Source organism: Streptacidiphilus albus JL83 (genome assembly GCF_000744705.1).
In the GTDB taxonomy this organism is placed as follows: domain Bacteria; phylum Actinomycetota; class Actinomycetes; order Streptomycetales; family Streptomycetaceae; genus Streptacidiphilus; species Streptacidiphilus albus.
Genome location: NZ_JQML01000001.1, coordinates 8,752,020 through 8,765,113, shown reverse-complemented (window position 1 = coordinate 8,765,113; position 13,094 = coordinate 8,752,020). Strand labels below are relative to the sequence as shown.

Annotated in this window: 9 protein-coding genes; 7 read left to right on the top strand and 2 right to left on the bottom strand. The window is 72.6% G+C overall.

Annotated elements, in window-relative coordinates; genetic code table 11:
* Positions 1 to 18 precede the first annotated feature (18 nt).
* The gene (locus tag BS75_RS38125) at positions 19 to 1,143 is read left to right on the top strand and encodes a transglycosylase family protein (RefSeq protein WP_052070217.1); all 1,125 of its coding nucleotides are present in this window, start codon (positions 19 to 21) and stop codon (positions 1,141 to 1,143) included.
* A gap of 55 nt (positions 1,144 to 1,198) precedes the next feature.
* On the opposite strand, the gene BS75_RS38120 is transcribed toward BS75_RS38125, so the two are convergent.
* Positions 1,199 to 4,198: a polysaccharide lyase family 8 super-sandwich domain-containing protein gene (locus BS75_RS38120; RefSeq protein WP_052070215.1), complete on the bottom strand. Its 3,000-nt coding sequence runs from the start codon at positions 4,196 to 4,198 to the stop codon at positions 1,199 to 1,201.
* 398 nt (positions 4,199 to 4,596) lie between these two features.
* Here BS75_RS38120 and BS75_RS38115 point away from each other — a divergent pair, with 398 nt between their 5' ends.
* From BS75_RS38115 to BS75_RS38090, 6 genes are all read left to right on the top strand, one after another.
* The gene (locus BS75_RS38115; protein ID WP_034091494.1) at positions 4,597 to 5,721 is read left to right on the top strand and encodes a substrate-binding domain-containing protein; all 1,125 of its coding nucleotides are present in this window, start codon (positions 4,597 to 4,599) and stop codon (positions 5,719 to 5,721) included.
* A 137-nt stretch (positions 5,722 to 5,858) separates the two neighbouring features.
* Positions 5,859 to 7,193, top strand: a complete 1,335-nt coding sequence (locus tag BS75_RS38110; RefSeq protein ID WP_034091493.1) for an ABC transporter substrate-binding protein — start codon at positions 5,859 to 5,861, stop codon at positions 7,191 to 7,193.
* Between the two features lie 19 nt (positions 7,194 to 7,212).
* Complete coding sequence (locus tag BS75_RS43680; protein WP_081983027.1) at positions 7,213 to 8,181, top strand: carbohydrate ABC transporter permease; 969 nt, start codon at positions 7,213 to 7,215, stop codon at positions 8,179 to 8,181.
* Entirely contained in the window at positions 8,178 to 9,113 is a 936-nt protein-coding gene (locus BS75_RS38100; protein ID WP_267970522.1) for a carbohydrate ABC transporter permease, read from the top strand. Before BS75_RS43680 ends, BS75_RS38100 begins: the two co-directional genes overlap by 4 nt.
* Before the next feature lie 34 nt (positions 9,114 to 9,147).
* Positions 9,148 to 10,203, top strand: a complete 1,056-nt coding sequence (locus tag BS75_RS38095) for a hydroxyacid dehydrogenase (protein ID WP_081983026.1) — start codon at positions 9,148 to 9,150, stop codon at positions 10,201 to 10,203.
* Positions 10,204 to 10,350: 147 nt separating this feature from the next.
* Positions 10,351 to 12,198 (top strand): glycoside hydrolase family 35 protein, encoded by a 1,848-nt coding sequence (locus tag BS75_RS38090; RefSeq protein ID WP_081983025.1) that lies wholly within the window; start codon positions 10,351 to 10,353, stop codon positions 12,196 to 12,198.
* 13 nt (positions 12,199 to 12,211) lie between these two features.
* Here the strand turns inward: BS75_RS38090 and BS75_RS38085 are convergent, their stop codons facing one another.
* Positions 12,212 to 13,027 carry a PIG-L family deacetylase gene (locus tag BS75_RS38085; protein WP_174515075.1) on the bottom strand — a complete coding sequence of 272 codons (816 nt, stop codon included), beginning with the start codon at positions 13,025 to 13,027 and terminating at the stop codon, positions 12,212 to 12,214.
* Between the last annotated feature and the right edge of the window lie 67 nt (positions 13,028 to 13,094).

Here is a 13,094-nt window from a genome sequence, read left to right as displayed (position 1 = left end):
GACCGCCAGGGAGTGAACATGGCCGGTACCACCGGGCGCCACCGCAGACCGCAGCCCGCCGGCACGGGCACCACCCTGGCCAAAGCGGCCGGCGTGACCGCGCTGGGCGTCTCCATCCCGGTCCTGGCCGCCGGCACCGGCCAGGCGGCCGCCTCGACCACGGCGTCCGCCGCGACGGCCACGGCCACCGCGACCTGGGACAAGGTCGCGGTCTGCGAGTCCGGCGGCGACTGGACCGCCGACACCGGCAACGGCGCCTACGGCGGGCTCCAGATCTCGACCGCCACCTGGGACGCCTACGGCGGCGCCCACTTCGCCGCCACCCCGAACCGGGCGACCGAGGCGGAGCAGATCGGCATCGCCCAGCGGGTGCTGCAGGAGCAGGGCCCCGGCGCCTGGCCGGTCTGCTCGGTCCGCACCGGACTCACCCGGACCAACGGCGCAGCCGCGCCGGCCAGGGCGACGACGCAGCCGAAGCAGCCGGCGAAGAAGCAGCCCGCCCCCGCCAAGAAGGCCGGCGCGGCGGGCGGCACCACCCGCGAGCACACCGTCCGTCCCGGGGACACCCTCTCCGGCGTCGCCCAGGAGCTGGCGGTCCCGGGCGGCTGGGAGCCCCTGTACCAGCAGAACCGGGGCACCATCGGCGGCAACCCGAACCTGATCCGCCCCGGTGAGCACCTCTACTGGCGCACCGGCGGCACTGCCGCCCCCCGCCACACCGCGCCCACCCCGGTCACCAACCGCAACCACCCCTCGCCGGTCGCGCAGGCCGCCGCCGACTGGGCGCTGCAGCAGGTCGCCGCCCACACCGCCGGGTGGTACGACCGCTGTGACAACTTCGTCGCCCGCGCCTACGGCCGCTCCAGTTCCGGCTGGACCTACGCCATCGACAACTGGAACGGCACCCCGTCCTCGATGAAGGGCCCGGCCTCCGACCTGACCCCGCCGGTGGGCGCGCTGGTCTTCTGGCGGATGCCGGACCAGCCGTACGGGCATGTGGCCATCGTCGTCGGCGACGACGGACAGATCGTCACCACCAACTACCCGGACGACGGCGACTACGTCGGCGAGACCACCGTCGCCCACCTCACCGCCCAGTGGGGCGGCACCTACCTCGGCTGGGCCTGGCCCGACTTCCTCTGACCGGGGTCCGGTCAGCGGCAGCCGGGCCGCCGGGCCGCGCGGGTCGGACCTTCCGTCAGTGGGTGATCACCTGGAGCACCGGGGCGGTGGCCGCACTCCCCTCCTTGGTGGCCAGCAGGACGGCCAGCCCCGCGCTCGGCTGCGAGACGCCGACGGAGGCGAGGCCGTCGGCGCCGGCCGCGACCAGGGCGGTGACGTCCAGGCCGACCCAGTCGGCGGTGTCGCTGAGCTGGCCGCTGCCGTAGGCCGTGGTGAGGGCGGGTGCGTCGGTGAAGGTGACGGCGGCCTCGGTCCAGCTGTCCGTGCTGGTGCCGTAGGCCGTCAGGCCGGTCTGGCTGCCGCCGGAGTCGGCGACGTAGCCGTTGACCCAGAGGATCGCCCGGGCGACGGTTCCGCTGATCGCGGCGGTGGAGAACTTCAGCAGGGCGATCCGGTCGTAGGCCCCGGTGGAGTTCTTGACGGCCATGGTGGTACTGCCGGCGAAGTTCTGGGACGCGTAACTCCCGCCGCGCACATAGGCGTTGTCGGTCGGGGCGAGCAGCGTCGCGGTGGCCGGGGCGGGTGCGGCGCCGGTGCCGGACAGGGTCACGCTGTGGCTGGCCCCGCGTGATCCGCCGGTCTCCACCAGCAGTTGGACGCTCCCGCCCGAGGTGGAGAGCACGGTGACGGTGGGGTCGGCGGAGACGACCGAGGTGTAGCCGGGGACGGAGACGCCGACCTGCACGGTGGCCGAGGACCAACTGGGGTCCGCCACCGCGATGGTCAGCGTGGTGCCCGAGGTCTGGGTGGAGACCGAGGCCGGGGCGTTGACGGTGAGCGTGCCCGCGGTTCCGGCGGCGAAGAAGTTGGCCATGGTCACCCCCAGGGCGGAGTCGATGATCGCCTGCACCTGGGGGGTGTTGGCCAGGACGCTCACCGGGGGCGCGGCCGAGTAGGCGGCGGTCCGGGCCTCGGTCGCCCCGGGCAGCAGCACGTAGGAGTAGGTGGCGCCGCTGGGGTCGGCCCCGTGGCCGCAGACGATGCTGAGATAGGGCCGGCTGTCGTCGGCCAGCGTGGTGGGCGCGAGGGAGTTGACGCTGCTCCAGTTCCCGGTCTGCTCGGTCAGCGCGAACTGGACGTTGTTGGCCCCGGTCGGCCAGAGGAAGCAGTAGCCCGCGACGCCGCCGACGGAGGCGTGGTGCACCCCGCTGACGGTGCTGGTCCAGCCCGGCGCGGTGGACTGGGCGGTGCCGTTGATCGACAGGGTGGCGCTGCCGCCCGCGTGCAGGTTGCGGTTCTCCACCACGGTCACCACCGGGTTGCCGCTGGTGGAGGTGATCCCGGCGCCCAGGGCGACCACGGCGTCGTCCAGGCAGAACCAGGACTTCACCGCCGTCAGATCGGTCGAGCAGGCCTGGAGTTGCATGCCGACGGCCCCGTAGCTGCCGGCCAGCACCGATCCGCCGACCCAGGTGGTGTTCGGCTTGGTGGTCGCCCCGGCCGAGTTGGCGAGGGTACCGGTGTCGACGGTGGTCCCGGGCAGCTGATAGGCGTTCACGGTGTCCCAGAAGGCGTCGTCGAACTGGGAGATGTCGCTGTCCAGGTAGAGGTAGCCCATGCCGTCGCCGGTGTACCAGCCGTGCAGGTTCTCGCCGTTGATCACCTCGTAGCGCTGGACGGAGCGCGAGCACATCGACAGCGCGTAGGCCCAGCCCGGCCGCCGGTGGACGGCCCGGGCCATGTTGGGGAACTGCTGGTGCACGGTCGGCTCGGGTGCCGCGGCGATGGAGGAGTCGCCCAGGACCGACTCCGCCAGCGCGACCGAGGCGACGGAGGCTCCGGAGACGGTCACCGTCGCGCCGGTGGTGTTGTTGACGATGGCACTGGTGGTGGAGGCGACGGTGACCACCGTGTTGCGCTGCAGCCAGCCCTTGGCGACCGACTGCCAACTGGCGGCCTGAGCACTGTCGGTGCTCGCGCTGGCCCAGTTCAGCAGGGTGATGGCGGCGGCGAATCCATCGCTGGCGTCGGTCTCGTTGTAGCGCGACACCGCCCGCCCGCGGACGGCGTCCAGCATCAGCCCGTTGTGGACCACGGGCACGAAGCCGTTGGCGACGCCGGTGAGGACCTGCGCCAGGTCGGAGTCGGTGACCGCCCAGGCCGAGCCCTGGAGCATCAGCACCAGGGCGACGATGTCGGTGAAGAAGATCGCGCCGTAGGTGCCGGTGTACGCGACGCCGCCGTGCTGCTGGAAGGAGCCGTCGGCGTAGAGGCCGTCGCCGTAGATCACGTCCGGCAGCGCCGGGGAGAGGGCGGCCACCCCGGCGGCGATCTTCGTGCCGCTCCCGCCGAGCGCGCCGCGCACGATCACCGCCCGACACTCGTCCAGCCGGTTGGCCCCGGTGGACGTGGTGCTGCCGGAGCCGATGATCAGCTGCTTGGTGGGGTCGGGCACGAAGGCGTCGATGCACGCGCAGTAGGACGCGATCTGGGCTGCCGTCAGCTGACCGTACATCAGCACGGCGGTGTCACCGAGCGCCTGGGAGCTGCCTATCTGCCAGTCCCACCAGTTGTTGTAGGGGGCGACGGCGGGCGCGTAGGCGCCGGCGGCCATGAAGTCCAGGCCCGCGGTGACGGTCCGGGCCAGGGTCGCGCTGCCGGTGCAGCCGGTGCCGGGCGTGACGTACGCCAGGGCCAGGGTCCGCAGTCGGCCGAAGGTGCTGGTGATGTTGGCGGAGACGGCGCCCAGCGGCAGGTCGGCCCAGAGCGAGCCGGATCCCGCGCCGGTCTGGACGGAGCCGAGGTACGCCTGGGCCAGGTTGCTCAGGCCGGCCAGCGCCGGGGCGTAGACCGGGTTGGTCGGGTCGATCGCCCCGCCGGAGAGGTACCCGGTCCAGGCCGTCCGCAGGGCGGCGTAGGGGTCGGTGGCCGCCGCGGCCCACTGCGGGAGGCCCAGCGGCAGTGCGAGCGCGCCGAACGCCAGTCCGCCGAGGGCCAGCACGCTCCTGCGGGTCGGCCCGGCAGCGGCCGGGGTCGGGTCGGGGGTGGCGGGGCCGGATGCGTGGGCGGGGCTCATGGGGGTGCTCCTCACGGCGGGGGCGGGACGGCGTTGTCCGGACCGGGCACGGGACGGCAGGACGGCGGCGGACGGAGCCGCGCCGACGGGGACTGCCCCCGCGCCCGGGGTCTGAGGGGAGGGATTGCCCGGATGTGCCACCGGCTGCCGGGACAGGGCCTCGACAGCCGGTGGCGGCGACCGGAGCCTAGGAAGCTTTTTCACACACCGTCAAGACCGATCAGTCAATCAGTCACTATTCGGTCAGCAGCCCCGCTCCCCGCCGGTCCCGGGCCGCACCCCCGACCCGGGTCCAGGGGGTTCACACAGATGGACCCAACTCGGTCAGAAAATCCACACGCATCGCTATGCTGCCGGGGTCGGGCGCAGACAGCGCCGGCCTGTGGAGGGGAAGTGTCATGCGCGAGAGCGTGGAGCAGCGGCACGAGCGGATCCTGCAGATCGTGCGGGGGCACGGCAGCATGCGGGTGACCGAACTGGCGGCGGAGGTCGGCAGCTCGCTGGAGACCATCCGCCGGGACGTGATCGCCCTGGCCGAGGTCGGTCGGCTGCGCCGGCTGCACGGCAAGGTGAGCTGGCCGACGGCCACGCTGAACGCGAGGGACGCCCGGCTGGCCCGCCGGGCCCCGGCGGCGGCGTCCGGTCCGCTGCTGGGCATGGTGGTGCCGGTCGCGGGCTACTTCTACCAGGGGGTCATCCAGGGCGCCCGGGCCGCCGCCGCGGCGGCGGGCACCAGGCTGCTGGTGGGCATCACCGAGTACAGCTCCGAGCGCTTCGCCCAGCAGGTCGCGAACATGGTCCGGGCGGGGGCGGACGGGCTGCTGCTCACCCCCAGCTGGGAGCCGGGCGGCCCGACCGGCGCCGAGTGCGAGGAGCTGACCCGCCTTCAGGTCCCGGCGGTGCTGCTGGAGCGGCGGGTACCGGTGGGCAGCCCCGGCACCGAGCTGGACCGGGTGGGCTCCGACCACGCCGAGGGCGCGGCCATGGCGGTCCGGCACCTGGCCGGGCTCGGCCACCGGCGGATCGCGCTGCTGCTCCGCGCCTCGCACACCGAGCCCGCCCTCCGGCTCGGCTACGCCGCGGCGATGCGGGCGCTGGACCTGCCCGAGGACGACCTGCGCGGGAAGGCGGCCCCGGTCGGGGCCGGCCGGACCGAGTCCTTCGAGGAGGAACTGCCCAGGCTGCTGGCGCTGATCCAGTCCGGCGAGGTGCGGGCGGCCCTCGTCCACACCGACACCGACGCCGTCAACCTGCTCCAGCGGCTGGCGGCCGAGGGCATCCGGGTCCCCCAGGACTTCGCCCTGGTCAGCTACGACGACGAGCTGGCGGCGGTCGCGGACGTCCCGCTGACCGCCGTCGCCCCGCTCAAGCACGCGGTCGGCGAGGCCGCCGCCAACCAGTTGCTGCTCCGGATCGCCGACCCGGCCCGCCAGCGCACCCACATCGAGCTGCTGCCGGAGCTCAAGGTGCGGGACTCCTGCGGGGCCGCGCTGGTCGCTGCCCGACCAAGCTCTGTGGATTGATTGACTGATTGGTTTTTACTGTTGACTCTAGGAAAACCCCACTCCATGATGACCGATCAGCAGGCCCGCCCCCACCGGGCCGCTGATCCCCCCTCACCCCTGGCCCAGGCCAGTGTCATCCGATTGGGAGCCTCCCCATGGCCAGATCCCTCGCCCGGTCCGCCCGCACCGGCGCCGCCGCCCTCCTCGCCGGCGCGACGCTCGTCTCGCTGAGCGCCTGCGGCAGCGGCACGTCGAGCGCCGCGGCGCCCTCGTCCAAGTCCCCGGTGACGATCAGCTTCTGGTCCTGGACCGGCAACGCCCAGCAGGTGGTGGCGGAGTTCAACGCCACCCACACCGACGTCCACGTGAACTTCACCAAGATCACCGGCGGTAGCAACGGCGGCTACACCAAGGTGCTGGACGCCGCGAAGGCCGGCAACGCGCCCGACGTCTTCAACTGCGAGTACCAGGCCCTGCCGGAGTTCGCGAGCCAGGGCGACCTCAAGGACCTCAGCTCCTCCTTCGACTCCAGCCTGAAGAGCGACTTCTCCCCGGCCGCGATGAGCCTGGTCACCCTCGGCGGCAAGCAGTGGGCGCTGCCCTTCGACGTGGAGCCGGTCGTCCTGGTCTACCGCAAGGACCTCTTCGCCAAGTTCCACCTCGCGGTGCCGACCACCTGGGCCCAGTTCCAGAGCGAGGCCCAGCAGCTGAAGGCCCAGGACCCGAAGTCCGTGCTGGTCAACTTCTCGCCGGACGACGCCGCCGCGGAGCAGGCGCTGGCCTGGCAGAACGGCGCCCAGTGGTTCACCGACAGCAACGGCTCCTGGAGGACCACGCTCACCGACGCGCCGACCGAGCAGGTCGCCTCCTACTGGCAGAACCTGATCACCAAGGGCCTGGCCTCGGACAAGCTGGTCGCCGACCCGTCGCTCGCCCCGGCGGTAGCCGACGGCAGCGTGCTGACCGAGATCCTGCCCGCCTCCTCGGTCTCCACCCTCGTCGTCAACGACCCCAAGTCCACCGGACAGTGGGCCGCCGCACCGCTGCCCAGCTGGGACGGGCAGCCGGCCACCGGCATGGACGGCGGCTCCAGCCTGGCGATCACCACCGACAACAAGAACACCGCCGCCGCCGAGGAGTTCGCCCAGTGGTACGCCACCTCGGCCGACGCCCTCAAGACCAAGCTGGGCACCGACGGGCCGAGCCTCTACCCGGCCGACGCGGCCAACGCGCCCACCGCGACCACCGCCTTCAAGGCCGACTACGCCGCCTACTTCGGCGGCCAGGACCTGTACGCGCTGTTCGGCACCGCCGCCCGGAGCATCAGGCCCGGTTGGACCTGGGGGCCGCTGATGGTCGACACCAACAAGCTGCTCGCCGCGGACAACCAGAAGGTCCTCGTCGGCGGGACGCTCACCGACGCGCTGACCTCCACGCAGTCCCAGACCCTCAGCGACCTCAAGTCCGACGGATACACGGTCGCGCAGTAACCACGAGGACCCGATCACCATGGCAGTCAGCACCTCCCCCGCAGCGCGGCGGGCCCGCGCCGGGTCCGCGCTGCGGAGCGGCCCGGTCGGGCCGGGGCCCCGGCGCAGCGGCAGCTCCCCGCGCGGCAGCACCGTCCTCGCCTTCACCGGACCCTTCTTCGCCCTGTTCGGCTTCGCCATCCTGGTCCCGGCCGGGTACGCGGTCTACCTGAGCTTCTTCCAGACCCGGCGCACCGGCTTCGGCCCGGCCCGGAGCGTGTTCGCCGGCCTGGCGAACTACACCCACGTCCTGGCCGACCCGGCCTACCGCAGCGGCTTCCTGGTCATCGTCCTCTACTGCCTGCTCTTCATCCCGCTGGTCCTGGGCGTGGCGCTGGCGCTGGCCCTGCTGCTGGACTCGACCCTGGCCCGGGCCCGCAAGCTGGTCCAGACCGGACTGTTCATCCCGCACGCCGTGCCCGGTCTGATCGCGGCCATGGTCTGGCTGTACCTCTACACCCCGGGCATCAGCCCGGTCGTCGGCGCCCTGCACCACGTCGGTGTGGGATTCGACATCCTGCACCTGCCCGGGGCGGTCGCCGCCGTGGTCAACCTGGGCCTGTGGGAGGGCGTCGGCTACAACACCCTGGTCTTCTACGCCGCGCTCCAGGCGATCCCCCGCGACAACCTGGAGGCCGCCCTGGTCGACGGGGCCGGCGAGGTCCGCACCGCGCTGAGCATCAAACTCCCGCAGATCGCCGGCATGGTGGGCGTGAACGGCATGTTCGCCCTGATCGGGACGCTCCAGCTGTTCACCGAGCCGTTCCTGCTGAACCTGTCGACCCCGGCGATCCCACTGACCTGGACCCCGATGATGTACATCTACGACAGCGCCTTCTACAAGCTCGACTACGGCGCCACCGCCGCCGCGTCGGTCCTGCTCGCCCTCTTCGTCGGCTCGCTGTCGTTCGTCGCGATGCGCTGGGTCTCCCGCAGGAGGACCCAGTGACCGCGACCCGCGCCACCCCCGTCACCGAGCCCGGGCCCGTCCGCACCGTCCGGTCGGCGCCGGCGAGCGCCCGCCCCGACCGGGCGCCGACCCGGCGCGGCGCCCGCACCCTGGTCAACGTCGTCCTCGGGCTCTACGTGCTCTACAGCATCATGCCCCTGGTCGCCATGCTGTCCCTGATCAACAAGGACACCGCCGGCATCGACGGGACCTCGCTCTTCTCGGTCCAGGGCTTCCACCTCTGGCAGAACATCAGCGCCGTCTTCAGCTACGACGGCGGCATCTACCTGCGCTGGTACGGCAACACCCTGCTGTACGCGCTGGCCGGCGCCGCGCTCCAGGCGCTGATCTGCTGCGCCACCGGCTACGCCTTCGACAAGTTCGAGTTCCGCTTCAAGAAGCCGCTGTTCATGACCGTGCTGGTGGGCAGCCTGATCCCGATGCCGGTGCTGATGCTCCCCCAGTACCTGGTCTTCTCCAAGCTGGGCCTGGTCAACACCGTGTTCGCGATCCTGATCCCCTCGATGGTCAACCCGGCCGGGGTGTTCCTGGCCCGGGTCTTCAGCTCCTCGTACATCCCCGACGAGGTGGTCGAGGCCGCCCGGATCGACGGCGCGGGCGAGGGGCGGATCTTCCGCTCGATCTCGATGCGGCTGCTGATGCCGGGCTTCGCCACCATCGCCATCTTCGCCTTCACCGGGATCTGGCAGGGCTTCCAACTCGCCCTGATCATGCTCACCAACGACCACCTCTACCCGGTGCAGCTGGGCCTCTGGAACATGTACGTCTCCGCGCAGAGCCAGGGCGACTCGCCCCAGCTGCTGCCCGTCGCCCTCACCGGATCGGCCCTCGCCGTCATCCCGTTGATCGTGGTCATGGTCTGCCTCCAGCGGTTCTGGAAGGCCGGTCTGACCGGCGGCAGCATCAAGTAGGCCCACCCCGCAGCCACCGCAGGAGCCCGCACCCATGAACGCCTCACCGCTCTCCCCCGCGCCGCTCGCGGACCCGGGGCCGCCCCCGTCGCCGCACCGCCCCGGTGTCCTCCTGGTGATGGACGACCTGCTCGATCCGACCGACGTCTTCGACGAGCAGGCCCGCGACCGGATCCACCGGCTGGCCCGCTGGGACTCGCCCGTCCTCGCCTACACCGCCGCCCAACTGCCGCCCCGGGCCCTGGCCGAGGCCGAGGTGCTGCTCACCTGCTGGGGCGCGCCGGTGCTGGACGGCCCCTTCCTCGACCGGGCCCCCCGGCTGCGGGCCGTGATCCATGCCGCCGGGTCGGTCAAGGGCATCGTCACCCGGGCGACCTGGCAGCGCGGGATCGCCGTCTCCAGCGCGGCCTGGGCCAACGCCCTGCCGGTCGCCGAGTACACCCTGGCGGCCGTGCTGTCGGTCAACAAGCAGGTGCTGCAGATCCGCGAGCACTACCGGCGCACCCGGAGCACCGCCGGACTGCGCCAGGACTGGCGCCACATCGGCAACTACCGGCGCACCATCGGCATCGTCGGCGCCTCCCACATCGGGCGCCGGGTGATCGAGCTGCTGCGCAGCTTCGACTACCAGATCCTGCTGCACGACCCGACCCTGGACCCGGCCGCCGCCGAGGCCCTGGGCACCCGGCTGGTCCCGCTGGACGAGCTGTGCCGGCTCTCGGACGTGGTGAGCCTGCACGCCCCGGCACTGGCCGAGACCCGGGGCATGATCAACGAGCAGCGGCTGGCGCTGATGCGCGACGGAGCCACCCTGATCAACACCGCCCGCGGCGACCTGGTCGACGGCCCGGCGCTGGTCGCCGAGTTGAAGCGCGGGCGGCTGCAGGCCGTGATCGACGTCGCCGACCCCGGCACCGAGGCGGAGCTCTACGACCTGCCCAACGTGTTCCTCACCCCGCACATCGCCGGCTCCTTCGGCAACGAGTTGCGCCGCCTCGGCCACGCGGCCGTGGACGAGCTGGAGCGCTTCGCCACCGGTCGGCCCTTCCAGCACGGCACCACGCCGCAGGCCCTGGACTCCTCGGCCTGATCCGGACTCCCCGGCCCCCGCACCAGCGCCCGGAGAGCCCGTCCGCACCGGCCTCGACCGGATCGACCTGACGGCGACGCCCGCCGCGTCCGCCTCCCCCTTGGCGCACCGCACCCTTGGCGCACCGCACCCTTGGAGCACCGCACCATGAGCACCACCGCGCCCGCCGCCGACCGCGACGGCCTCCTGCGCCCCGACCCGCATCCCGGGCCGAGCCCCCGACCGCGTCCCCGGCTGGAGGTCCTCGGGGACGCGTTCACCCGGGACGGCCGACCGCACCAGGTGGTCTCCGGCTCCGTCAACTACTTCCGGGTCCGCCCCGAGCTGTGGCGCGACCGGCTGCTGCGGCTGCGCGCGATGGGCCTGAACACGGTCGAGACCTACGTCGCCTGGAACCTCCACGAGCCCCGGCGCGGCGAGTTCGACTTCGACGGGCCCCAGGACCTGGCCGCCTTCGTCCGCACCGCCGGTGACCTCGGCCTGGACGTCATCGTCCGACCCGGCCCGTTCATCTGCGCCGAGTGGGAGGCCGGAGGGCTGCCCGGCTGGCTGCTGGCCGATCCGCGGCTCCGGCTGCGGCGCAGCGAGCCGCGCTACCTGGCCGCCGTGGACGCCTGGTTCGACGTCCTGCTGCCGGTACTGGTGCCGCTCCAGGCCGGGGCCGGCGGACCGATCGTGGCCATCCAGGTCGAGAACGAGTACGGCAGCTACGGCAACGACACCGGCTACCTGGAGCACCTGCACCGGGGCCTGCTCCGGCGCGGCGCTGACTGCCTGCTGTTCACCGCCGACGGCGCGGGCGACAACTTCCAGCTCGGCGGCCGGATCCCGGGGGTCACGGCCACCGCCACCTTCGGCTCGCGCCCGGAGTCCGCGCTGACCGTGCTGCGCCGCCACCAGCCGACCGGACCGCTGTTCGTCGCCGAGTTCTGGCACGGCTGGTTCGACCACTGGGGCGAGCCGCACCATGTCCGCGACGCCGGGGAGGCCGCCGAGGTGCTGGACACGCTGCTGGGCGCGGGCGCGTCGGTCAACATCTACATGGGCCACGGCGGCACCAACTTCGGCTGGTACAACGGCGCCAACCACGACGGCGACCGCTACCAGCCCACCGTCACCAGCTACGACTACGACGCCCCGGTCGGGGAGGCGGGCGAGCTGACCGAGAAGTTCCACCGGTTCCGCGAGGTGATCGGGCGTCATCTGGGGCCCAGTCCCCACCCGCTGCCACCAACTCTCCCCCGGCTGGCGCCGCAGCGGGTCGGGACCGGGGCCGCCGCCTCGCTGCTGGGCTCGCTCGACCTGCTCTCCACCGTCCACCACCGCCTCGAACCGGAGCCGATGGAGGCGCTGGGCCAGTCGCTGGGGCTGATCCACTACCGCACCCGGCTGCGCGGACCGCTGGACCCGGCGGAGCTGACCGTCGACGGGCTGGCCGACCGCGCCCAGGTCTTCCTGGACGGCCGGGAACTGGGGGTGCTGGACCGCAACCGCCCGGCCGAGAGCCTGACCGTGGCCGTGCCGCCGGGCGGCGCGGTGCTGGACCTGCTGGTCGAGAACCAGGGCCGGATCAACTACGGTCCGCTGCTGGCCGACCGCAAGGGCATCACCGGCGGGGTGCGGCTGGACAACCAGTACCAGTTCGACTGGGAGATCCGGCCGCTGCCGCTCACCGACCTGACGGCGCTGTCCTTCGGACCCGAGACCCCGGCGGGCCCCGCCTTCCACCGGGCGGTGCTGACCGTCGACGAGCCGGCCGACGGCTTCCTGGCGCTCCCCGGCTGGACCAAGGGCATGGTCTGGCTGAACGGTTTCGCCCTGGGCCGCTACTGGGACCGGGGCCCGCAGGTGACCCTGTACGCCCCGGCGCCGCTGTGGCGGCCCGGCCGGAACAGCGTCGTCGTGCTGGAACTGCACCGGGCGGGCGAGGCGCTGGAACTCAGGGACGAACCGGATCTGGGCGCCGGCGACGGCTCCCCGGTCCCGCAGTGGTGACCTGACCCCCGGGTCAGCGCAGGCCGGCGAAGAGGTCGTCCTCGTGCTCCGGCACGGGGACGCTGCTGAACTGCCGGATGAAGCACTCCTGGCCCAGGGCCCGGTGCTTGCCCTCCTCCGGCAGCCGCAGCAGGAAGATGTTCTCGCCCTGGCTGGCGTGCGCCTCCAGTGCCTTCACCTTGCGCTCCACCTCCCGGGAGACGTCCACGAAGGTGGTGATCTGCTCGTCCGGGGTGCCGAAGTCCTCGGGCAGCTCGAAGTCGCCGATGTCCGCACCGCTGCTGCGGAGGTACTCGAAGAGCTCGGCGAACCGGGCCCGGGGAATGGCCGTGTGGTAGAACTTCGCCGGGATCCCGCTCGCCTCGATCGCGGCGACGGTGATCCGGTGGGCCCGGATGTGGTCGGGGTGGCCGTAGCCGCCGTTCTCGTCGTAGGTGACCACGACGTCCGGCCGGTAACGCTCCATCAGCGCGACGAGCCGGCCCACGGACTCCTCGAGCGGGACGTTGGCGAAGGCCGTCGGGCTCTCGTTCGCCGCCCAGCCGACCATCCCCGAGTCGGCGTAGCCGAGGAGTTCCAGGTCGGAGATGCCCAGCAGGGCGACCGACTCGTTCAGCTCGGCCAGCCGTACCGCCCGCACCTGCGCCTCGTCGTGTCCCGGCGTGCCGGGCTTCGCCCCGCCGGGTCCGTCGCCCTGCTCACCGTTGGTACAGGTGACCAGGACGGTCCTGATTCCCTCGGCCGCCGCGGCGGCCAGCGCCCCGCCCGTGGACAGCACCTCGTCGTCGGGGTGGGCGTGCACGGCCATCAGCGTCAGTTGGCGTTCCATCACTGGGAGTCCTCCGCAGGGGGCACCGGTTCCTCCGGCTCGTCACCACCCTATGCGCTCCGCCGCG

What these genes read in the sequence shown, in the direction of transcription:
- BS75_RS38120 (WP_052070215.1), bottom strand. Translation starts at nt 4,198, where the DNA reads ATGAGCCCCGCCCACGCATCCGGCCCCGCCACCCCCGACCCGACCCCG.
- BS75_RS38085 (WP_174515075.1), bottom strand. Translation starts at nt 13,027, where the DNA reads ATGGAACGCCAACTGACGCTGATGGCCGTGCACGCCCACCCCGACGAC.
- BS75_RS38125 (WP_052070217.1), top strand. Translation starts at nt 19, where the DNA reads ATGGCCGGTACCACCGGGCGCCACCGCAGACCGCAGCCCGCCGGCACG.
- BS75_RS38095 (WP_081983026.1), top strand. Translation starts at nt 9,148, where the DNA reads ATGAACGCCTCACCGCTCTCCCCCGCGCCGCTCGCGGACCCGGGGCCG.
- BS75_RS38090 (WP_081983025.1), top strand. Translation starts at nt 10,351, where the DNA reads ATGAGCACCACCGCGCCCGCCGCCGACCGCGACGGCCTCCTGCGCCCC.
- BS75_RS43680 (WP_081983027.1), top strand. Translation starts at nt 7,213, where the DNA reads ATGGCAGTCAGCACCTCCCCCGCAGCGCGGCGGGCCCGCGCCGGGTCC.
- BS75_RS38115 (WP_034091494.1), top strand. Translation starts at nt 4,597, where the DNA reads ATGCGCGAGAGCGTGGAGCAGCGGCACGAGCGGATCCTGCAGATCGTG.
- BS75_RS38110 (WP_034091493.1), top strand. Translation starts at nt 5,859, where the DNA reads ATGGCCAGATCCCTCGCCCGGTCCGCCCGCACCGGCGCCGCCGCCCTC.